The following is a 21,099-nucleotide window of genomic DNA, read 5'->3' on the forward strand; positions in this document are numbered from 1 at the left end:
CGGGAGGATTCGCTCGATGAAAGCATCACGCCTGATCGTGGCCGCCCTGGTCGGCTCGCTGTGCCTGGCGGGTTGCGGCCGGGGCCCTGGCGGCAGCGATGGCCTCGCGGGCGGCCCGCGGGGGGACGAGCGGAACGTCAAGGCGTACGACATCAATCCGCAGCCGCGTGACAAGGTCAAGGACGGCGGCACGTTGCGCTGGGGCATCAACGAGTTCCCCACCCAGTGGAACAGGAACCACGTCGACGGCAACCTCGCCGTCGCTGCGGTGGTCAGCAACGCGCTGCTGCCCGCGCCGTTCAGATCCGACGAGAAGGCGGACATCACCGCGAACCCCGACTACCTGATCAGCGCCGAGGTCACCTCCCGCGACCCGCACCAGGTCGTCACCTACACGCTCAACCCCAAGGCCAAGTGGTCCGACGGCAAGCCGATCGACTGGACCGACTACCAGGCCCAGTGGAAGGCGCTCAACGGCACCAACCCCGCCTTCCACATCGTCTCGTCCACCGGTTACCAGGACATCTCCGACGTACGGCGGGGGCGCGACGACTACACGGTCGTCGTGACGTTCGCCCGGCCCTTCGGCGACTGGAAGTCGCTGTTCAGCCCCTTGATGCCGGCCTCCACCAACAGCACCCCCGAGGCCTACAACACCGCCTGGCTGAACAAGATCCCGGTGACGGCCGGGCCGTTCAAGTTCAAGGGCTTCGACCAGACGGCGAAGACGATCACGCTCGTCCGCGACGACACCTGGTGGGGCGACCGGGCCAAGCTCGACCAGATCATCTACCGCGCCTCCGAGCAGGACTCCCTGATCGGCGCGTTCAGCAACGGCGAACTCGACATCACCGACGTCGGCCCGTCGGCGCCCGACTACGCGCGCGCCAAGACCACCCCGGGCGCGACCGTACGCCAGGCGGCGGGCCCCGACTTCCGCCACATCACCTTCAACGGCTCCAGCGACCTGCTGAAGGACCAGCGGGTCCGGCAGGCCGTCCAGCTCGGCATCAACCGCCAGGCGATCGCCCAGTCCGACCTGCAAGGCCTCGACTGGCCGATCGCGCTGCTGAACAACCACTTCTTCATGAACACCCAGGAGGGCTACCAGGACAACGCCGGCGCCCTGGGCGTCTACGACCCGGCCCAGGCCAGACGCCTGCTCGACGCGGCGGGCTGGCCGCTGGGCGGCGGTGGCGTCCGCCAGAAGGACGGCAAGCCGCTCGACCTGCGCTTCGTGGTGCCGTCGGGTGTGCAGACCGGCAAGTCGGAGGGTGAGCTCGCACAGAGCATGCTCGCGCAGATCGGGGTCAAGCTCACCATCCAGGCCGTGCCCAGCGATGACTTCTTCACCAAGTACGTCATTCCCGGCAACTTTGATATGACGCCGTTCGCATACATCGGCACGCCTTTTCCGGTTTCGAGCAGTTTTGGGATCTACGCCAATTCGCCGAACGGGCAGACGTGGAACGCCAACTTCGGTCGCGTGGGCTCGCCCGAGATCGACGCGGCGATGAACCAGGCCGGCCAGAGCCTCGACCTGAAGCAGGCGCACGCGGACACCAACGCGGCCGACAAGCTGATCTGGCAGGAGGTCAACGTGTTGCCGCTGTACCAGAGGCCGCAGAACGTGGCGGTCAGCGAGACGCTGGCCAACGTGGGGGCCCGCGGCTTCTACGACCTCCGCTACCAGGACATCGGCTTCACCCGCTGAGGTCAGTGCCGCCGCGAGCGCAGCCGGTCCAGGAACCGCCGGGCCTTGCGCTGGTTCTCCGGGTCGTTAGCCATGCGCTTGGCCTTCTCCATCGTCTGCTTGCCTTGGGGGCTGCGCAGATACGCGCGCACCCGATCCATGAGGGTTGCCATCCGGGACCCCTACCCAAAGTGGTCCCCTGAACCCGTATTGGTCAGCCGTTCCAGATCCGCTCGTAGGCCGCGCGAAAGCCCGGGGGGTCCCACGAGGTGGCGTCGTCGACGTTGTGTTGCGTGGTCAGATGCACCGGCGCGACGTACCCGCTCGGGGGTCGCCCGGCGAACGCGCGGTTGAACTCGTCGACGATCTGGCTGCCCTGCGCGTTCAACGGCTCGGGAACGGTGGCCTGCTGGAACTGCCGGTCTCGGACGCGCTGGAAGGCCGACGGGTCGCCGTCACCCGCGCCGATCGCGTACGGGGGCCCATCGCCGGCTTTGCCCGCGGCGCGCAGGGGCGCCGCCGCGTCGGCGAAGTAGAGGTCGTTGATGGCGACCGAGTAGGTCCATCGATCGCCGAAGCGCGACAGGAGTGAGGAGACCGCCTGAGGCGTGCGGCTGCCCGTGTCAGGAAGCGGGATGTTCTGGTACGACAGCAGCTTGACGCCGGAGCAGCTCAGCAGCGTTTTCTTGATCAGCTGTGCCTTGTTCTCCGCGAAGGGGATCGACGAGTCGGTGAAGATGACGACGCCCGCGTGCCCCTGCGACCTGGCGATGATCCAGAACGCGCTGATTCTCGCGACCTCCTCCACCCGGGTGGTGATGTTGGTGAAGAGCCTCGGGTTCGCGCCGGGCCCGGGCCGGCTCGCCGCGTGCCACCCGATGAGCGGGATGCGCATGTCACTGGCCCGCTTGACCTGCTCGGCGGCGGAGTTCGGGTCGAAACCGCCGATGACGATCCCCGACGGGCGCAGGGCGACGGCCTGGCCAAGGGCCTCCCGTACCCCGGCCGGAGTGCCCTGCCCGTCGATCACCCGGACGTCCCAGCCGATGGACTCCCCGGCCTCCCGCACCGCGTTGGCCGTGCCCGCGACGCCGGGGTTGGTCATGGTCGCCGCGACGAACACGAGGTTCTTGCCGCGGACCGCTCGCGGACCGCTCGTGGGACCGTTCCAGGCGACGATCCCCTCAGCCCGCGCGACGGCCTGCCCGGCCACGGACAGGACACCGGGACACGAGCTCGCCGACGGGCCCGGTGCGGGGCCGGGAGCCGAGCCGGCGGAGCCCCGGGAGCAGCCACCAGCGAGCGCGCAGGCCATCGCCAGCGCCGTCGCGATGCGTGAGAAGCGGTTCACGCTCGGATCCTTACCCCGCAGGTGGGAGGGTTCGCGGTGGCGATGGGTCACGGGACGGTGTGGCGGCGGGCTCGTATGGAGGCGCGGGCGGTGGCGTGCGGCGTGCCGCGGCCGGTCCCGCGTACAGCCGGCGCCGGGCCGCGTAGCCGACGAGCCCGACCGCGATGAGCAGGGTGACCCCGTTGAACAGCGGCGTCACCCAGAAGTCCGCCCCCAGCTGACCGATGCCCGACAGGCCGATCGCGAGGACGGCGACGGCGACGACGGTACCGAGCGCGTTGGCCCGTCCGGGCCTGATCGCGGTGGAGCCGAGCAGGGCCGAGACGAACGCCGGCAGCAGATAGTCGATCCCGACGCTCGGATTGCCGATCTGCTGCTGAGCGGCGAGCAGGACGCCCGCGAAGCCGGTGACCAGCCCGGAGCCCACGAAGGCGTAGACGACGTACCGGTGGGTCGGGATGCCGATCAGGTCGGCGGCCCGCGGGTTCGAGCCGATGACGTACAGGTACCGGCCGACGGGGAGCCGTTCGAGCACGAGCCAGAGCACCGCGGCGAGGACGAGCACATAGAACGCGGGAGCGGGCAGGCCCAGGAACGTCGAGTCGGATATGCCGGTGAAGGCGGGCGGAAGACCCTGCGGGCCGGGCACGATCCTGGCGCCCTTGGTCGTCCAGCCCGTGATGGCGTACAGCACGCTGCCGGTGCCCAGGGTGGCGATGAAGGAGTCGATCCTGGCGAACTCGACGAGGAGACCGTTGATCACGCCGACGAGCGCGCCGCCGATGAGCACGCCGAGACAGGCCAGGGGCCATGGCCAGCCGCCGGCGATGATGAGTTGCAAGGTCACGACGTGTCCGAGCCCGAGGCCATAGCCGATGGACAGGTCGAACTTCCCCGTGACGATGGGGATCATCGCGCCCAGCGCCAGGATCGCGGTGATCGAATGAGTCGAGAGGATCGACGTCAGGTTGGCCATCGTGGGAAAGGTGTCCGGCAGGGCGAGCGAGAACACCACGAACAGGATGATCGTCAGAGCGAGTAGTCCGTAGCTGCCGATGAAGTGACCGGCGGTGCGCCGCCGGCGCGGGGCTCTCGTGGTCATCGGGGATTCGCACCAGTGACAGCGGGCGCGGCCGACGCGGCGTGGGTGAGAGCGGTGACCGTGAGGGCCGCACCGGCCACCTCGGTGGTCACTGTCCCCCGGACGAACATGAGGGCGCGATCACACACGTTCACGACTTCCTCGAAGTCGGTGGAGACGAGGATGGCCGCCAGCCCGCCGGCCAGGGCTTCGTCGAGGAGTCGGTAGATCTCGGGTTTGGCGCCGACATCGACACTGGCCGTCGGCTCCTCGAGGATCAGGACATGGCGGTTCGTGCCGAGCCAGCGGCCGATCATGACCTTCTGCTGGTTTCCGCCGGACAGAGTGGAAAGAGGCGCCTCGGCATCCGCGGGTTGGACGCCGAAGCACGCGACGAGCGCCGCCGCCTCGGCGCGCTCCGCGCGGGGCCGGATCCAGCTCAGTGGTGATCGGCCGTGTGCCCTGGGGTTGGCCAGGAAGTTCTCGCGGACGCTGAGGCTCGGGGCGGCGCCTTCCTCCTGCCGGTCGCTCGTCACCAGGCCGACACCCGCGTCGACGGCCGCCGACACCGACCGTGGACCATAGGGCCGCCCGTCGAGCAGCATGTGGCCGGCGAGGATGGGGTGCGCGCCGGCCAGAGCGCGGCCGAGATCCACGTGCCCGGCACCGGTGAGGCCGACGAGACCGATGGCCTCACCGGCCCGCAGGTCGAGGCTGATCGGGCCGGCCTGCCCGGTGCGTACGCCGGTGAGGCTCAGCACCACCTCTCCGAAGTCGCGGTTCGGGCGCCGGTGGGTCGTCGGTTCGCGGCCGACGATGTCACGTACGAGGGTGGTGGAATCGCCGCCGGTGAGGGTCCCCTGGCTGACGAGCCGCCCGTTGCGCAGGACCGCGACCCTGTCGGCGATCTCACGCACCTCGTCGAGCCGGTGGCTCACGTACACGATCCCGTGACCTCGGTCACGTAGCGCGCGCAAAGCGTCGAACAGGCGGGCGCGGTCGGGCGCGGACAGGCTCGCGGTCGGCTCGTCGAGGACGATGATCTCGGTTTCGGCGGCCAGCGCGCGGGCGATGGCGACGAGCGACCGCTCGGCGCGGGTGAGGCCGGCGATCCGCTCATCGGGGTCGAGGCGGATCGCGACGGATCGGAGAGCCGCCACGCAGCGCTCGCGTACCCCGCGCCAGGAGATGAGACCGCCGCGCCGGCGATAGCCGGTGCCGAGGGCGATGTTCTCGGCGACGCTCATCCACTCCACGAGGCCGAGGTCCTGGTGGACGAACGACATGCCGCGGGAGGCGGCCTGGCTGCCCAGCGGATGGCCGGCCACCTCGATCTCACCTTCGTCGGCGCGATAGACCCCGGCCAGGATCTTGATCAGCGTCGACTTTCCGGCGCCGTTCTGTCCGAGCAGGGCGAGAATGCCGCCGTGGTGGAGGTCGAGATCCACCCCTTCCAGCGCGGTGGTGCCGCCGAATCGCTTGCCCACTCCACGGATGCGGATGAGCGGCTCCGAGGCGGTCCGTGACGCCGGACCCGCGAGAACGGTCACGGTCTACCGACCTGCTGTCGCGAGCTCCAGGCTTTGGCGACCTGCGATCTGGAGGTAAAACTCAGCTTGCGCAGGATGTTCTCGACATGGCCTTCGGCGGTGCGCTGGGCGATCACCAGGGTCTCCGCGATCTCCTTGTTGCTCAGCCCTTGAGCGACCAGTTCGGCGATCTCTCGCTCTCTGCGGGTCAGGACGGACGCGACGTCGGATTCGGGCGGGGGGCTCGCGGTACCTCTGCCCGGCTTCTCCTCCAGCGCGTAGGCGACGGCCTGGTCGAGCGTGAACTCAGAGCCGCGCGTGAAGGCCGCGGTGAACCCTTCGTTCCTGAGGCTCTGTCGTAGCCGGGCCTCGCATCGGCCGTGGAGACCCGCCAGATGCCCGAGTCCGGAGAGCGAGGTCCCGATCGAGCGCCAGACCATGTGCGCGGCGCCCAGCAGTTGAGCGGCGCGGCCGTCCTGATGCTGGTCGGCGATGATCCAGGCGAGCCCTTCCAGGCCTTCTGCGATGCCGAAATGGTCGTTGCACCGCAGCTTGAACCGCAGCGCGTCGCGCATCATGGCGATGGCGGTGTCAGGATCATCGTGCCGCCACCGGTCCAGGGCCGTGATCCACAACGCGTAGGACACGGACCAGTCCGCGTGCGCCTTCTGGGATGTCTCCAAGGCCTCCTGGCAGAGCGCCGTCGAGCGGGGATCGTTCATGACCACGGTGACCATGCTCAGCTGGAAGAGGGCGACCCATGAATGACCCCGGTGGCCGAGGGCGCGGCGGCGGACCAGGGCCTCTTCCAGGAGAGCGAACGATCGGGCGAAGTCTCCGGCCAGCAGCGCGGAGAAACCGGTGATGTGCAGCGCGCCGGCGAGTTGCGCCTCATCACCCAGCCGCTCGGCCAGCGCACGGCACTCCAGCAGCAGTGGTTGTGCGGCGGAGAGGTCGCCCTGCAGCAGCAGGAGCCACGCGTCGACCCACAGGGCCTTGGCCCGCGCGGCGATGGGGCGGGGCTCCTGGGCCAGCGCCCGCTCCAGCCAGTGGTGTCCTTCGCTGGGGGAGCTCCACGAAAGCCGGTGGCTCCACATCGCGGCGGCGATCTCGAGGGCGGCCCAGGCCTGGCCCGGCTCGGTCAAGCAGAATTCCAGCGCCCCCCGTACGTTGGCCTGCTCCTGACGGATCCGGACGAGCCATTCCATCTGGCTCTCGCCGAACCACTCGGCCTCCGCCCGCGCGGCCAACTCGCGGCACCAGTCGCGATGCCGCAGCCGAAGCGTCGTCTCCTGGCGGGAATCGGTGAGCCGTTCCCAACCGTACTGGCGCAGCGTCTCCAGCATCTCGAAACGTACGCCGGTGTCCTGCGTCTTCCGCAGCAGGATCGACTTGTCGACCAGCTCTATCAGCAGGCTGGGGATGTCCTCCCGGGCGATCCCGTCGCCCGAGCACACCTCTTCGACCGCTTCCAGATCGCAGCCGCCGGAGAACACCGACAGCCGTTCCCACAGCAGCCGTTCCTCAGGCGAGCACAGGTCATGACTCCAGTCCACCAACGCCCGCAGCGTCTTCTGGCGGGGCACCGCGACCGAGCGTTCCGTCGCCAGCAACCGGAACCGGTTGTTCAGCCGTTCGAGGATCTGGTCGACGGACAATGCCCGCATGCGCACCGCCGCGAGCTCGATGGCCAGCGGAATCCCGTCGAGCCGCTGGCACAGCCGCGTCACCGCCACGCTGTTGGCGGCATCGACGGTGAAACCCGGCACGACGGCCGCCGCACGGTCCTCGAACAGTCTCACCGCCTCGTAGCGCGCGTCGGGGGTCGCGACCATCGCATCGCCCGTCCCGTATACGGTCAACGGCGGCACTTCCAGGAGGTGCTCACTCGGCACCTGGAGCGACTGCCGGCTGGTCGCGAGAATGTGCAGCTCGGTCGTCGCGGAGAGCAGCTTGCTGGACAGGATGGCGCATTCGTTCAGCACATGCTCGCAGTTGTCCAACACCAAGAGCAGGCGCTTGTTGAGCAGATGCTCCGACAGCGCGGCCACGTTCGGCTGGCGGCAGCCGATCGTGTCGGCGATGGTCTCCGTGAGCAGCTCTTCGGCCACCAGCGGCGCCAGATCGATGAACCACGCCCCGTCAGGGAAGGCCCGTGACATCTCCGCGGCGACCCTCAGCGCCAGCCGTGTCTTGCCCACTCCGCCGACGCCGGTCAACGTCACCATCCGGCCAGCGGAAAGCAGACGTTTGGTCTCGGTTAGCTCATGCCGACGACCAACGAAACTCGTCAATTCGGCTGGCAGGTTCCCCGCTTGCCGCCGTGTCATCGTCCCCATGACAATTTCAGGCTAACTCATCTCGGCCGCGCGAGTTCGGTGCGCCCGGTGTGAGCGGTCACCCAGCTGATGGCGTCCTGACCTGCGATGATAGCCGCTCCATACCTACGCGCTGGTTACCTACGTAGGTAGGAACGGGTAATCATCCGGGCATTTATCCCGTCCTACATCCACGGTCCGCATGCGCATGCTGGTTCTGTCAGCAAAGAACGTCGTGACAGCGGCGACCGAACCAAGGAATGATCATGTGTCAGCACCAGCCTCGGTGCCCATCCGCATACGGCTGTGACCGCGAGGCCGCGCGCCTGGTGGCCTTCCATCCCGAGCAGGGGTGGGGTCTGCTGTGCAACGGCGTGGTGGTCTTCGAGGACAACGGTGAGATCCTGCCCGACGGGCGTAGCGTTCCCGCCCACTACTGCCACCTCGGACGGGCAGCATGAACCAGAACTCCGGATCCGCGCTCATGACCGAGAGCACACTCTGGCAGGACGACCCGGGGGACAGGGTCATGCCCTGGGACAGCCACACGCCGGTCTGGGACCGCCTCAAGGCCGGCATCCGGCGCCTCGGGGAGCTGGTCACCGGCTCCGGCCACCTCTCCGGTATGGAGGTCGCCTCCTGGTCGCTTTCCCCGGGCATGTCCTCGGTGCCCGAGGCGCGACGTCTCACCCGTGCCCGTCTCGCCGCATGGGGGCTCGATGAGCTGGCCGAGGTCGCCGAGCTCCTGGTCAGCGAGCTCGTCACCAACGCGTTGCGCCATGCGCCGGGACCGCACCGGTTCACCCTCTACGCCAGTGACGGCCTGCTGCGCGGCGAGGTCGAGGACGCGGGCACCGCGCCGCTCTGTCTCCACCAGGCCACGCCGGGCGACGAGCACGGCCGCGGACTGGACCTGATCGACCTGCTGGCCTGCTGCTGGGGCAGTGAATCCGCGCCCAGTGGGAAAACCGTCTGGTTCGAACTCTCCGCCGACTGCGCCGCGAAGTCTGACGGATTCAGTCCTTCCCCGCACAAGTCAGCACATCACAGGTGAGCACGCCTTCCACGCCGAGTCGCGTCCCGTCTCGGAAGCTCGCCGCGAACGCCCGATTCCCCAGCGTCTTGCGGGCCTGCTCCGCGCAGCGCTCGTGCCATTTCGCGTGGTACCACAGCCGAGTGGGTGAGGCGTCCGCCGCCTGCCACAGCGAGTGCGCCGCCCCCAGCATCCGGGCGGCCCGTTCATGCTCCCCACGCGCACCGGCGATCCACGCCAGCACCTCCAGGCACTGCGTGAGGCACCAGCGGTCGTTGACCTCTTCGGTCAACTCGGCGGCCGCTCTCACCAGCGCGTCTGCTCGTGGGTAGTCACCCAGGTTCCACAAGGCGATACCGAGCGCCAGCTGGGCGTACCCGCGGGACACCACCATGTGATGGGTCTCGCACAGCGCCAGAAGCTCCTCGCCCAGCCGGACGGCCCGCTCCGGGTTCTCGATCGAGCCGTACGTCGCCGCGTAGTACAGGTTGAGCACGACGCCGTGAACGTTTCCGGCGGCCCTGAAGAGGGCGAGCGACTCCTCCAGGAGCGCGAGGCCACGCTGGGTGTCACCCGTGGAGAACGCCGCGACACCGGAGGTCCGGATGGCGAACGGCAGGACGGCCTCGTTCCCCTGCTGCCGGGCGATGAGGTGGCATTCCCGCAGTCTCGGCACTGCCGCCGCCAGGTCGCCCTGGCGCAGGGCGAGCATGCTGTCCACCCAGAGCGCCGTCGCCCGCGCGCTGTCGGGCGTACGCACCAGCTCCAGGGCGCGCTCCAGCCAGTAGCGGCCCTCGGTGAGTGCGCCCGCCAGAAGCCAGAAGCACCACAGCCTCGACGCCGTCTCGAGTCCCACGTGAGCCAGGCGTGGCTCACTGAGGCACAGCTCGAGTGCGACGCGCACGTTGGGCAGCTCCTGCCGCAGGCGCAGGTATCGCTCGGCCTGGTCCGGGACGATCTCGTCGATCTGGTGCCGGTCGACCAGATCGCGGTAGTGGTCGATGTAGCGCCGGCACAGTACGCGCCTCTCGGCGGGCGACAACTGCTCGCACCCGTACGCGCGGATGCTCTCCAGCATGCGATACCTGAGCCCGGCCTCCCACCGCTCGCAGACCAGGATCGACTTGTCCACCAACCCGGTCACCAGATCGATCACCTCGGCGGGGGAGATCCCCTCGCCCGAGCACACCGCCTCGGCGGCATCCAGGTCGACCCCGCCGGGGAACATCGACAGCCGGGTCCACAGCCGCCGCTCCGCCGGTGAGCACAGGCGGAAGCTCCAGTCCATGGTCGCGCGCAGCGTCTGATGGCGGGGCAGCGCGGCGGGGCTCCCCGTCGCCAGCACCTCGAAGCGCTCGTCCAGCTCGCGCGCCAGCTGTTCCAAGGGCAAGGCGCGCAGTTGCACCGCGGCCAGCTCGATCGCCAGCGGGATCCCCTCCAGACGCCGGGCCAGCCGGGCCACGGTCGCCGCGTTGCTCGTGTCCAGGGAGAAGCCGGGCGCCGCACTCGCCGCCCGCTCCACGAAGAGGCGCACCGAATCCTGCCGGGCGATGTGGCTGAGGGGGCGGCTGGAGCCCGGCACGGACAGGGACGAGATCTGCAGCACCTGCTCGCCGTACACACTGAGCGTCTGCCTGCTGGTCGCCAGGATCCGCACCCGGGGAGCGCCCCGCAGCAGCCGGGCCACGAAGCGGGCGCAGTCGTCGAGCAGGTGCTCGCAGTTGTCCAGGACCAGCAGCATCCGCTTGTCCGACAGGTGGTCCACCAGCGCGGCCATGGGGTCGGGTCCCGCCTCGCGCAGTCCTAGCGCCCCGGCGACGACCGGCTCCAGCAGATGGCCGGCCTCCAGAGTGGCCAGCTCGACGACCTCCACGCCGTCCTTGTAGGCGCCCTGAAGGATTTCCGCGACCCGGTGCGCCAGCCGGGTCTTGCCGACACCGCCGGTGCCGGTCAGGGTCAGCAACCGGGCCTGAGACAGCCCTCTCCTGGCCGCGGCCAGCTCGTGCCTGCGCCCGACGAAGCTGGACCCTTCCATGCGAGGACGGGCCCGGACCGTACGACCGCGCTCTGCCTGGATCATGATGCGTTCAGGCCGTCCGAGGCGTGTTGACGATCGCCGACGTGCGATGCCACCTCAGTCATGACTGCTCCAGCGGCTCAGGCTTTCATTGCCGTCAGGTCTGAGCCGTCATCAATCAGGTTATGCCCGAATCGTTCCCGCCGCACCAGTGGCCTCTCTGGGGGGCTTGGGGGAACTGTCGTAGCGCCGGTGTAGAAGTGAAGCCGTGACGATCCAGCTGACCTGGCCCAACATCCTCGCCTGGCGCCTGCGCAGGCAGTTCGTGAGCGCTGCCGACGGGAGCGACGCGGTGGCGATCACGCGCCGGCTGTGCGGCGTGCAGACCCAGGTCGCCTCCTCGGCGCAGCTGGCCGTGGCGGTGCGGAGCGCGCGGCCCGACCCGGGCGGGATCGGCCGGGCGCTGTGGGAGGAGCGCACGCTGGTCAAGACGTGGATCATGCGCGGCACCCTGCACCTGCTGCCCGCCGACGAGCTGGCCGACTACTGCGCGGCGCTGGCCACGCTGCGGACCTGGGAGAAAGGCTACTGGCAACGCGGCCATGGCGTCACGGCGGCGGAGATCGCCGCGATCATCGAGGCGGTCCCCGAAGCGTTGCGAACATCCCGACCCGCGTCCCCGGCCCTGACCCGGGACGCCTCCCCTGACCCGGCGCTGACCCCGGACGCGTCGCCAAGCCCCGCGCTGACTCGGGAGGAGCTGGTCGAGGCCGTCGTCGAGGTCACCGGTGACGAGCACCTGCGTGCGGCGCTGACCTCCGGTTGGGGCGCCCTGCTCAAGCCGCTCGCCCGCCTCGGCGAGCTCTGCTACGGCCCACCCCGCGACGGCAGGGTGACCTTCACCGCCCCTCGCGCCTGGCTGCCCGGCTGGCCGTCGGAGCTGCCGCCGTACGAGGAGGCAGGCGTGCGGCTGGCCCGGGCCTTCCTCGGCGCGCATGGGCCGGCGACGCCGGAGATGTTCGACACCTGGCTGTTCGGGGGCGTGGCCAGGAAGGCGGTGCTCAAGGGCTGGTTCCGCGACCTGGCTCCGGAGCTGACCGAGATCGAGACCGATGACGGGCACACGCTGCTCGCGCTCACCGAGCAGCTCGACGAGCTCGCCGCCACCGAGCCGTCCGAGGACGTGCACCTGTTGCCGGGCTTCGACCAGTACATTCTGGCCGCCCCCCGCACCCTCACACCGCTGCTCCCCGCCGCCGCCAAACCCAAGGTCAGCCGCCAGGCAGGCTGGATCTCGCCGGTCATCGTGCACCGGGGGCGGGTCGCGGGGGTCTGGGAGGCCAAGAACGGGCGAATGACGACCGACCTGTTCGAGCCCGTCCCCGAGAGCCTGCTCGACGACGCGCTCTCCCGCGTCCGCGCCCTCCTCACCGCCACCCCGCCTGAGGACTAATGGCGGGTGTGGGAGCGATCTCCCACCCCGCCCGAGAACTGATGGCGGGTGTGGGTTGGGATGGCCGGCCGTTCATGAGTGCGGGCTGGGATCGCCGGCCGTCGAGCCGCACCGCCTGGGCCAGGTAGGCGGTAGGCGGCGTGATCAGGACGTTCGGGGGCTTGAGTAGATACTTGACGTATGTTGCGCACCTTCCGCCAAGTCGACGTCTTCACCGCCACGCCGTACCAGGGAAACCCGCTCGCGGTGGTCCTCGACGGCGACGGCCTGAGCACCGAGGAGATGCAGCGGTTCGCCCACTGGACGAACCTGTCCGAAACCACCTTCGTCCTGCCTCCCACCGCTCCCGGCGCCGACTACCGGGTGCGGATCTTCACCCCGACGAGCGAGCTGCCCTTCGCCGGGCACCCCACGCTGGGCACCTGCCACGCATGGCTGGAGAACGGAGGCACACCGAAGGAGCCGGAGACGGTCGTGCAGGAGTGCGGCGCCGGGCTGGTGACGTTGCGCGGGACGGATGGCGGGCTGGCGTTCGCCGCGCCCGCGCTACTGCGGTCGGGGGCGGTGGACGAGTCGCTCGTCGAGCGCATCGCGGGCATGCTGGGCATCGGCCGCGACGAGATCGTCGACGCCGAGTGGGCCGACAACGGGCCCGGCTGGGTGGCGGTGCTGCTGCGGAGCGCGGACGAGGTGCTCGCGCTGCGCCCCGGCCCGGTCGACATCGACCTGGGCGTGGTGGGCCCCTACCCGCCGGGGTCGCCGCTCGCGCTCGAGCTGCGGGCGTTCTTCCCGGTCAACGGCAGTACGGTCGAGGATCCGGTGACCGGCAGCCTGAACGCCTCGGTCGCCCAGTGGCTACTGCGCACCGGCCGCGTCACGGCCCCCTACGTGGCCGGCCAGGGCACCATGCTGGGTCGCGCCGGACGCGTCCACATCACCACCGGCCAGAGCCCCGAGGACGGTCCGGAGCCGGTGGTCTGGGTGGGCGGCTCCAGTGTCACGTGCGTCGTCGGCCAGGTCGAACTGTGAACCGCACGCCGTCACCCGGCCGGAGCTGGGCGGCGATCGGCAGGTCCGCCGACCGCACCACGCCGATCACCGGGTAGCCGCCGGTCGGCGGGTGGTCGGTGAGGAAGATGATCGGCTGCCCGCTCGGCGGCACCTGCACCGCCCCTGTCACCATGCCCTCACTGGGCAGCTCGCCTTCGCGCGTCCGCGCCAGCTCCCGGCCGTGCAGGCGTACTCCCACGCGGTTGCTGTCCTGACTCACCTCGTACGGCTCGGCGCAGAGCTCGGCGAGCGCGTCCGGCGCGAACCAGTCGTCGCGCGGCCCCGGCACGATCCGTAGTACGGCGGGCGGTGGCTCCCCGGCGGGTGCCAGATCCACCGAGATCTCCACCAGGCCGCCGGAGCCGCCCACCGGGAGCACGGTCCCCTGGCGCAGCGGCACCGGGCCGAGCCCGGACAGCGAATCCGTGGAACGGCTGCCGAGCACCGGCTCGACGGCGATCCCGCCCCGAACGGTCAGATAGGTCCGCAACCCCCATACGGGTGCCCCGAACCGCAACTCACTCCCGGCCGGAACCCAGAACGGCACATTCATCCCGGCCACCACTGTGGTGGGCGAAGGCTCGATCAGTGGGCAGGGCGCGCCCGTGACCGCGACCCAGGCGCCCGAGCGGAACGCCAGCCGCGCCCCTCCGTACGTCAGCTCGATCCCCGCCGCGTCCTCGGGGTTGCCGACGAGCCGGTTGCCCAGCCGCAGGCTCGCCTCGTCGGCCGCGCCGGAGCGTGGCACGCCCAGGTGCGCGTAGCCGGGGCGGCCCAGGTCCTGGACGGTCGCGTAGGGGCCCGGCGCGAGCACTTCGATCATGCCGGCTCGAACCGTACGCGGGTCCCGGGCCGGAACAGCGACGGCGGGTCGGCGTCGACGTCCCAGATCCGCGTCGTCGTACGGCCCAGCAGCCGCCACCCGCCCGGCGAGGCGGTGGGGTAGATCGCGGCGTAGGGACCGGCGATCGCCACCGAACCGGCGGGCACCGACGTGCGCGGCGTCGCCAGCCGTGGCAGGTGGAGCGCCGGATCCAGCCCGGTCAGATACGCGAACCCCGGCGCGAACCCCAGCCAGCCCACCACCAGCTCCCGCCCGGTGTGCCGCGCGATCACATCGTCCACCGACATCCCGGCCAGCTCGGCCACGGAATCGAGATCCTCCCCGTCATAGACAACGGGAATGACCACGACCTCCCGCACTCCGCCCCCAGCGGCCCCGGACAAGGCCCCGCCAGGCTCCCGGGACTCGGGCGCCCCGCCAGGCTCCGGGGACCCGAGCACTTCGCCAGGTTCCCGGGACTCGACCACCTCGCCAGGCCCTCCGGGCTTGAGCGCCTCGCCGAGCAGTTCGTCGAGCCGCGACCGCAGCCGCCCCTGGTCCGCTCCCGGCGCCACCACCAGCACCGTCTCGGGCCCCGGCACGATCTCCACCACCCCAGCGGGCCGCGCGGCACGCAGCACCGCGTCGAGCCGGTGCGACACGGCCAGTGACCCCGTCTCCACGAGCAGCCCGTGCTCCCCGGCCATCCGGATCATGCGAAGGCCTGCAGAACCACTCCCGCCTCCAGCAGCCCATCGCGTACGGCCTGCGCCAGTCGTACCGCGTCGGGTGTGTCCCCGTGCACGCAGATGGACCGGGCGGAGACCGACACCGGGCTGCCGTCCACGGCGGTCACCCGGCCCTCGACGGCCATTCGCACGGCGCGGGCGGAGACCGTGGCGACATCGTGGATCACCGCTCCGGGCTCGCGCCGCGAGACCAGCGTCCCGGCGGCCGTGTAGGCACGGTCGGCGAACGCCTCGGTGATCGTCGGCACGCCCTCGGCGGCGGCCGCCCCGTGCACCACCGAGCCGGGCAGTGTGAGCACCGGCAGGGAGGGGTCGTAGTCGGCCACGGCCTCGATCACCGCGGCGGCCTGCTCCTCGTCGCGGCAGATGCGGTTGTAGAGCGCGCCGTGCGGCTTGACGTAGGAGACCCGGCCGCCCATGGCCCGCGCGATGCCGTCGACGGCCGCGAGCTGGTAGAGCACCTCGGCGCAGAGCTCCTCCGGCTCGACGTCCATCTCCCTGCGCCCGAAGTGGGCCAGGTCGCGATAGGACACCTGCGCCCCGATCGCCACACCCCGGTCCACGGCGGCCGCGCAGGTGCGCCTGATCGTCACCGGGTCGCCGGCGTGGAATCCGCAGGCGACGTTCGCGCTCGTGACGATGTCGAGCAGCGCCAGGTCGTCGCCCAGCCGCCAGACGCCGAAGCCCTCGCCCAGATCCGCGTTGAGGTCGATCACCATGCTCCCATCATGGCGGTAACGGCCACCTCAGCGCGACGACGGGGTCACGGACGCCGGCCCGCGGTGACACGGGCGTACGCCGCTCCAGAGGGCAAGGCGGGCGTATCTGGCGAGCCGGGTGTACGTCGCGCTAAATCAAGGCGGCCGTACCTCGCGCACCAGACGGCGGGGCGGGCGTACGGCGCGCTAGATCTCGTCAGGGATGTCGGCGATGTCGTCGAGGGCGGAGGCGAGTTCGTCCGGGTCGCCGCCGATGCGCTCGGCGATCTCGATGAGCACGTGCAGCACGTCGTGGCGGTCGTGACCGAGGTCGAGCAGCCGCTGGGCCGCCTCCCACAGTTGCGGCGGGTCCCCGTCCCACAGCCGCGCGGCGATCTCCTCGTGCCAGGCCAGGTGCTCCTCGTCGATGGCGCCGACGTGGTCGATCTCCAGGAGGGTACGCCGGTCGGCCTCGTCGGCCGGATTGAGCGCGTCCAGGTCGATGCCGCCGTGCACGCCTTGCAGGAACGGGAAGGCGAAGGCCCGCCTGGCCAGCGCCGACAGGTCGCCGTCCGGCAGCAGCCGCTCCAGCAGCGGCCGGTCCAGGCCGAACGAGGTCGGATCCCGGTAGGCCTCCGGGAACTTGCCGGTCGCCTCCCACACGGCGTCCAGCGTGTCCTTGAGCCCCGTGTCGGGCAGGCCGGTGCGGCGGGCGGCGAAGCGGATCCACGCCGACAGTACGTGCGGCATGGCCTCCTGCTCGGCCACGCTTAACATCACCTTGCGCGGCAGCCAGTCGAGCAGGAACGTCTCGCACTTGGTCGGGCTCACCCGCAGCGGCCGGTTGAAGTCCTGCTCGCAGCCGTAGTCGATGATGTGGTCGGCGCACCGCGAGGCCGCCGACGGGTCGGACAGGTGCTCGGCCGCGTCGGAGGCGAGGAACTCCGCGGCCAGCATCGCCCGCCGTTCGCGGCTGTAGGGAGCCTCGATGTGCAGGGGAGCGGGGCGCTTGCGGCCCGGCGGGAGGGCCTTGAGCCGGGCGCGGGCGAAGGCGTGGTAGGCGCTGTAGCTGTCGCTGACCGGCGGCGGGGTCTTCGGCTCCCTGGTGGCCTTCATGGCCGACTCCAGCAGCGCCCTGGCCTGCTGGGGCTCGATCTCCTCGAACAGCAGCATCGGGTTGCCGGCCGCCTCGACCCGTGCCTTGTCCAGCAGCGTGTCGACCTGGGAGGAGACCCAGGCGTCGCGCGCCATGCCCGACATGTTGTGGTCGACGACCATGACCAGCGCGTGCCGGTCCTGCTCGCGCTCGAAGGTCGCCGGCGTCTCGCCGCCCGCCTGCTCATCGCGGGGGCCCTCGCTCCAGCGGTAGCCGAACGTGCAGATCACGGTGTCCTGGTCGCCGTAGGCGTCGCGGGAGACGTAGCAGCCAGTCGGCTTGACCGCGCCCACCCGGTCGGCCCAGCCGGGCCGGGCCACGCCCGACTCCATCATCGCCAGCGCCGCGCCCTCCGCCTTGGCGCCCTGGCGGGCCGTGCCGAGATAGGCCAGGCAGATGAGCAGCGTCAGCGACGCCGGAGTGCCGGCCTTGGCGGCGTAGTCGACAAGACCCTCGCCGAGTACCTGTTCGACATCACCACCCCTGACGCGCCTGCCCCACCAGGCTCCGATCATGTCGGAGACCATCAGCTCCGCGTCAAGAGGGCTGCGCACGGCCAGAAGCTCGCGAGCCGCCTGCACCATCTCCTTGAACACATCGTCTGGTGGGGTGCTCTCCCGGGGATCTCGTCGGTGTCGGCGCACGCCCTCACTCTCTCGCATTCCAGGCCGAAACGGTGCGTAGAACGCGGCCTGGTGACCCCGATGTTATCGGGGAGTCCGGGGCGGCGGTGCGGAGTTCACGATCGCCAGTAGATGTTCGCGGGCGATGCGTTCGATGACATCGGGCGTCGGGGAGATGCCGAGGTGCTGCGCGCAGGCGCAGACGTCGGACACGCAGCGGTCGATGGTGTCCACGGGTATGGTCAGGAACTCTTCGGCCAGCCTGAGACTGACCGGCTCCCTGAGGAAGCGTGTGGCCAGAGCGAGCATAGATGTGAGATTCCTCTGGAGCCCCGGGGCAAACCCCCAGGGAATGGATGCAGGGCGACTTGCGCTCCCATTTCATCTTTTCTCGGCTGAGTGTCAAGCCTCCACAACGCTTGTGTTCGCTTCTTCGGAACCGCATTCGTGCGAAGCTGTTCCCATGCGCATCCAGCTCGCCCAGCGGACGGAGGCCGACGATCTCCTCGGCCGAAGTCCGCTCGCCCTGCTCGTCGGCATGCTGCTCGATCAGCAGATCCCGATGGAATGGGCGTTCACGGGGCCTCACACCATCTCCGAACGCCTCGGGCACGACCTCACGGCGGAGGAGATCGCGGCTCGCGATCCCGAGGAGTTCGCCGCGCTGCTGGCCGCCAAGCCGGCCGTGCACCGCTACCCCAAGGCGATGGCGGACCGGGTCCAGCAGCTGGCCGCCTACCTCGTGGAGCACTACGACGGCAATCCCGAGCGGGTCTGGAGTGACGTCGCCGACGGCAAAGAGTTGCTCAACCGGCTCCTGGGACTTCCCGGCTTCGGCAAGCAGAAGGCTCAGATATTTTTGGCATTGCTCGGCAAGCAAATGGGGGTTCAACCGCCAGGATGGCGCGAGGCGGCTGGACCCTATGGCGAGGAGGGGTCGTTGCGTTCGGTAGCGGATGTGGTCGACGCCGACACACTGGGTCGCGTTCGGGCCGCCAAGCAGGAGGCCAAGCGCGCGGCCAAGCCCAAGTAGCCTGATCTTGCTGCGCAACGTGGAGCGATTTTGACAGGATGCGTTGACCGTATGGCGGCCGGGGCTTCCGTCCGCGCCTGCCCATCGCCGATGATGTACTGCAGAATCCGGTCGCCCGGAGCTGCGCTACGCCGATACACAGTTATGGAGATGTGCCGCGTGGGAGACCCTGGCACGCGACGGAGGTGCCGACCATGAGCGCCGAGACCTCCGTTCCCCGTCCCCGGGAGTCGGATGTGGACATCTCAGACTCCGCCCTCTTCAAGGGCATGCTGTCGGAGGCGGAGTTCGCCTTCGCGTTCTTCGACGCCGCCGGCCACGTACAACTGGTCAACGACGTGTTCACCGAGGTCGTCGGCGTACCCGCCGAGCGGCTCGTCGGCCGCTCGCCCGCCGAGACGCTGACGGCCGACCTCAGCCAGCTCATCACCCATGCGGTCCAGGCCGTCACCGAGAGCGACTCTCCAGTCACCGAGAGCCGCGTACGCGTGCGCTCGTCCGAGGGGGAGACCAGGCACTGGTCGCTGTCGTTCTCGCCGGTGCACGACGACGCGGGCGAGTTGCGGGCGATCGCGCTCATCGGCCTCGACGTGACCGAGAGCCGCCAGATCGAAGAGGACCTGCGCCGCAGCGAGGAGCGCTACCGCTCGCTGGTCGAGGCGCAGTCGCAGCTCGTCTGGATCACCTCGCCGACCGGCACGGTGGTGGAGGACGCGCCGCAGTGGCGCGCCATCACCGGCCAGGGGCTGGAGGAATACCTCGCCCTGGGCTGGCTGGAGGCCGTGCATCCGGAGGAACGCCAGCAGACCGAGGAAGCCTGGAAGGAGGCGCTGCGCGGCCGCACCATGTTCGAGTGGAACTATCGCGTGCGCACCCGGGCCAGCGGTTACCGCCACTTCGAGGTGCGGGCCGTGCCCATCATCAGGCACGGCAGGGTCGTGGAGTGGGTCGGCGCCAACACCGACGTGACCCCGCAGCGCGAGGCCGAGGAGATGCGCGGCAGGCTGACCGACCAGCTCGGCGCCGCGGCCCTGCGCACCGCGCGACTGCAGGGCGCCACCGCCCAGCTGGCCGAGGCGCTCACCGTCGAGCAGGTGGTGCAGGTCATCATCGACGTCGGCCGCACCGCCCTGGCCGCCGACCGTTCCGCGGTCGCGCTGCTCGACCCCGACCGCGCCGCGCTCAAGCTGATCAACGGCGAGGGCGTCCCCGAGGCGTCCGACACGCTCGGCGAGGAGATCCCGCTCTCCTCCTCCAGCGTGATGACGATGGCGGTCAACAGCCGCCGGCCGGTCTTCGCCGAGTCGCCCGACAGGCTGAAATCGCAGCTTCTCGAAGCCGGTGGCGACGAGCAGGTGCTGACCAATTATCTCACGCACAGTGACGAGCGGGCCTGGGTCGGACTGCCGCTGCTGGCGGCCGGGCGGGCGCTGGGCGCGCTGCGCTTCTCCTTCACTAGGCCGCAGAAGATCTCCCAGGAGGACGGCGTCTTCCTGGAGGCGCTCGCCGGGCAGTGCGCGCTCGCCGTGGAGCGGGCCACGCTGTTCGAACGCGAGCACCGCACCGCCGAGACGCTCCAGCGCAGCCTGCTGCCCGACCGCCTGCCGGTGGTCAAGGGCCTGGTGCTGGCCCAGCGGTTCCGCTCGGGCAGCCGTCACGTGCAGGTCGGCGGCGACTGGTACGACGCCTTCGTGCTGCAGGACGGCCGGGTCGCGGCGGTCGTGGGCGACGTCATGGGCAAGGGCGTCAAGGCCGCGGCCGGCATGGGCCGCATCCGCAACGCCATGCGCGCCCTGGCGCTGACCAACCCGCCGCCCGCGGCCGTGCTCACCGGCCTCGACCGAGTCTTCGACGCCACCGAGGAGGAGGAGCAGGTCACGACCCTCGCCTACATGGTGGTCGAGCCCGTCACCGGCGAGGGCACGCTGGCTCTGGCGGGTCATCCGCCGCCCGTCCTGGTCTCCCCGCAGGGCACCGCGGTCCTGGGCGACGTCGAGCCGGGCACGCCGCTCGGCTGGCCGACCAGCCGCCGGCAGTTCCGGTTCGTGGTGCCGCCTGGACACACCGCCGTGCTCTACTCAGACGGCTTGGTGGAGAACCGGAAACGCGGTTTGGACGCAGGACTCGCAGAGCTTTGCAGTGTTGTGACCGAAGCGCCGCCTGAGGTGGTCAGTAGTCCGCACATGTTGCTGGACTTCCTGGTTGACCGGATGTTGTCTGGATATGAACAGGATGATGACGTTACCGCCCTGGCTATCCACGTGCCGCCCGCCACGAAGAGTGACTGAATGAATCAGTCATAAGGGTTGCTTTCGGGTATCAGTGCCGCGCTTACGTACGCACTACTGTCTGGGTCGGCCTAGGGTGGAGGTCAACCGCCGGGAGGTGGCCGTATGGAGTGCGTGGTCGTGCCAGAATGCTGGACAGGTCCGTCGCGATCCGCACGGCCGCATCGTTCTCCGAGAGAGGCAACAGCCCCCCAGCGGGCATCT

The 21,099-nt window shown here is 70.1% G+C and carries 18 protein-coding genes; 7 read left to right on the forward strand and 11 right to left on the reverse strand.

What is annotated here, in order from left to right:
- Window positions 1–16: 16 nt before the first annotated feature.
- On the forward strand, window positions 17–1,714 hold the full coding sequence (locus ACIBO2_RS36535) for an ABC transporter family substrate-binding protein (protein WP_358544972.1): 1,698 nt from the start codon (window positions 17–19) through the stop codon (window positions 1,712–1,714).
- A 2-nt stretch (window positions 1,715–1,716) separates the two neighbouring features.
- Here ACIBO2_RS36535 and ACIBO2_RS36540 read toward each other — a convergent pair whose 3' ends face one another.
- From ACIBO2_RS36540 to ACIBO2_RS36560, 5 genes are read right to left on the reverse strand one after another with little or no spacing between them, the layout of a single operon-like run.
- Window positions 1,717–1,866 (reverse strand): hypothetical protein, encoded by a 150-nt coding sequence (locus ACIBO2_RS36540; RefSeq protein ID WP_357648476.1) that lies wholly within the window; start codon window positions 1,864–1,866, stop codon window positions 1,717–1,719.
- 41 nt (window positions 1,867–1,907) lie between these two features.
- Complete coding sequence (locus tag ACIBO2_RS36545) at window positions 1,908–3,044, reverse strand: substrate-binding domain-containing protein (RefSeq protein WP_358544974.1); 1,137 nt, start codon at window positions 3,042–3,044, stop codon at window positions 1,908–1,910.
- Window positions 3,045–3,054: 10 nt separating this feature from the next.
- Window positions 3,055–4,146: an ABC transporter permease gene (locus ACIBO2_RS36550; protein WP_397302918.1), complete on the reverse strand. Its 1,092-nt coding sequence runs from the start codon at window positions 4,144–4,146 to the stop codon at window positions 3,055–3,057.
- Window positions 4,143–5,675, reverse strand: coding sequence for a sugar ABC transporter ATP-binding protein (locus tag ACIBO2_RS36555; protein ID WP_397302920.1), 1,533 nt, complete (start codon window positions 5,673–5,675; stop codon window positions 4,143–4,145). Before ACIBO2_RS36555 ends, ACIBO2_RS36550 begins: the two co-directional genes overlap by 4 nt.
- Window positions 5,672–7,882 carry a LuxR C-terminal-related transcriptional regulator gene (locus tag ACIBO2_RS36560; RefSeq protein ID WP_358544980.1) on the reverse strand — a complete coding sequence of 737 codons (2,211 nt, stop codon included), beginning with the start codon at window positions 7,880–7,882 and terminating at the stop codon, window positions 5,672–5,674. The genes ACIBO2_RS36555 and ACIBO2_RS36560 overlap by 4 nt, the downstream gene beginning before the upstream one ends.
- A gap of 356 nt (window positions 7,883–8,238) precedes the next feature.
- On the opposite strand from ACIBO2_RS36560, the gene ACIBO2_RS36565 reads away from it, so the two are divergent.
- Together ACIBO2_RS36565 and ACIBO2_RS36570 are read left to right on the forward strand one after the other, a co-directional pair.
- A complete protein-coding gene (locus ACIBO2_RS36565; RefSeq protein WP_358544982.1) occupies window positions 8,239–8,433 on the forward strand; it encodes a DUF5999 family protein in 195 nt (64 codons plus the stop codon).
- Window positions 8,430–9,026, forward strand: coding sequence for an ATP-binding protein (locus ACIBO2_RS36570; protein ID WP_358544984.1), 597 nt, complete (start codon window positions 8,430–8,432; stop codon window positions 9,024–9,026). The genes ACIBO2_RS36565 and ACIBO2_RS36570 overlap by 4 nt, the downstream gene beginning before the upstream one ends.
- Here the strand turns inward: ACIBO2_RS36570 and ACIBO2_RS36575 are convergent.
- Window positions 8,989–11,040: an AAA family ATPase gene (locus ACIBO2_RS36575; protein ID WP_358544985.1), complete on the reverse strand. Its 2,052-nt coding sequence runs from the start codon at window positions 11,038–11,040 to the stop codon at window positions 8,989–8,991. The two genes, ACIBO2_RS36570 and ACIBO2_RS36575, sit on opposite strands and share 38 nt — an antisense overlap.
- A 250-nt stretch (window positions 11,041–11,290) precedes the next feature.
- Here ACIBO2_RS36575 and ACIBO2_RS36580 point away from each other — a divergent pair, with 250 nt between their 5' ends.
- Both ACIBO2_RS36580 and ACIBO2_RS36585 read left to right on the forward strand, forming a co-directional pair.
- The gene (locus tag ACIBO2_RS36580; protein WP_358544987.1) at window positions 11,291–12,475 is read left to right on the forward strand and encodes a DNA glycosylase AlkZ-like family protein; all 1,185 of its coding nucleotides are present in this window, start codon (window positions 11,291–11,293) and stop codon (window positions 12,473–12,475) included.
- A 180-nt stretch (window positions 12,476–12,655) separates the two neighbouring features.
- Window positions 12,656–13,504: a PhzF family phenazine biosynthesis protein gene (locus tag ACIBO2_RS36585; protein WP_358544988.1), complete on the forward strand. Its 849-nt coding sequence runs from the start codon at window positions 12,656–12,658 to the stop codon at window positions 13,502–13,504.
- On the opposite strand, the gene ACIBO2_RS36590 is transcribed toward ACIBO2_RS36585, so the two are convergent.
- The 5 genes from ACIBO2_RS36590 to ACIBO2_RS36610 all read right to left on the reverse strand — a co-directional run bounded on the left by ACIBO2_RS36590 (window position 13,473) and on the right by ACIBO2_RS36610 (window position 17,883).
- Window positions 13,473–14,348: a biotin-dependent carboxyltransferase family protein gene (locus ACIBO2_RS36590; RefSeq protein ID WP_397302925.1), complete on the reverse strand. Its 876-nt coding sequence runs from the start codon at window positions 14,346–14,348 to the stop codon at window positions 13,473–13,475. The genes ACIBO2_RS36585 and ACIBO2_RS36590 overlap by 32 nt on opposite strands.
- The gene (locus ACIBO2_RS36595) at window positions 14,345–15,055 is read right to left on the reverse strand and encodes an allophanate hydrolase subunit 1 (RefSeq protein WP_358544992.1); all 711 of its coding nucleotides are present in this window, start codon (window positions 15,053–15,055) and stop codon (window positions 14,345–14,347) included. Before ACIBO2_RS36595 ends, ACIBO2_RS36590 begins: the two co-directional genes overlap by 4 nt.
- Window positions 15,056–15,060: 5 nt before the next feature.
- Window positions 15,061–15,816, reverse strand: a complete 756-nt coding sequence (locus ACIBO2_RS36600) for a 5-oxoprolinase subunit PxpA (RefSeq protein WP_358544993.1) — start codon at window positions 15,814–15,816, stop codon at window positions 15,061–15,063.
- Between the two features lie 186 nt (window positions 15,817–16,002).
- Complete coding sequence (locus ACIBO2_RS36605) at window positions 16,003–17,535, reverse strand: hypothetical protein (RefSeq protein WP_358545308.1); 1,533 nt, start codon at window positions 17,533–17,535, stop codon at window positions 16,003–16,005.
- 123 nt (window positions 17,536–17,658) lie between these two features.
- The gene (locus ACIBO2_RS36610) at window positions 17,659–17,883 is read right to left on the reverse strand and encodes a hypothetical protein (protein ID WP_225288959.1); all 225 of its coding nucleotides are present in this window, start codon (window positions 17,881–17,883) and stop codon (window positions 17,659–17,661) included.
- A gap of 154 nt (window positions 17,884–18,037) precedes the next feature.
- Here ACIBO2_RS36610 and ACIBO2_RS36615 point away from each other — a divergent pair, with 154 nt between their 5' ends.
- Both ACIBO2_RS36615 and ACIBO2_RS36620 read left to right on the forward strand, forming a co-directional pair.
- Entirely contained in the window at window positions 18,038–18,607 is a 570-nt protein-coding gene (locus ACIBO2_RS36615) for an HhH-GPD-type base excision DNA repair protein (RefSeq protein WP_397302929.1), read from the forward strand.
- Window positions 18,608–18,801: 194 nt separating this feature from the next.
- Window positions 18,802–20,895, forward strand: a complete 2,094-nt coding sequence (locus tag ACIBO2_RS36620; protein WP_358544997.1) for a SpoIIE family protein phosphatase — start codon at window positions 18,802–18,804, stop codon at window positions 20,893–20,895.
- Window positions 20,896–21,099: the final 204 nt, after the last annotated feature.

This window comes from Nonomuraea sp. NPDC050022, from assembly GCF_044460705.1.
Lineage (GTDB): Bacteria > Actinomycetota > Actinomycetes > Streptosporangiales > Streptosporangiaceae > Nonomuraea.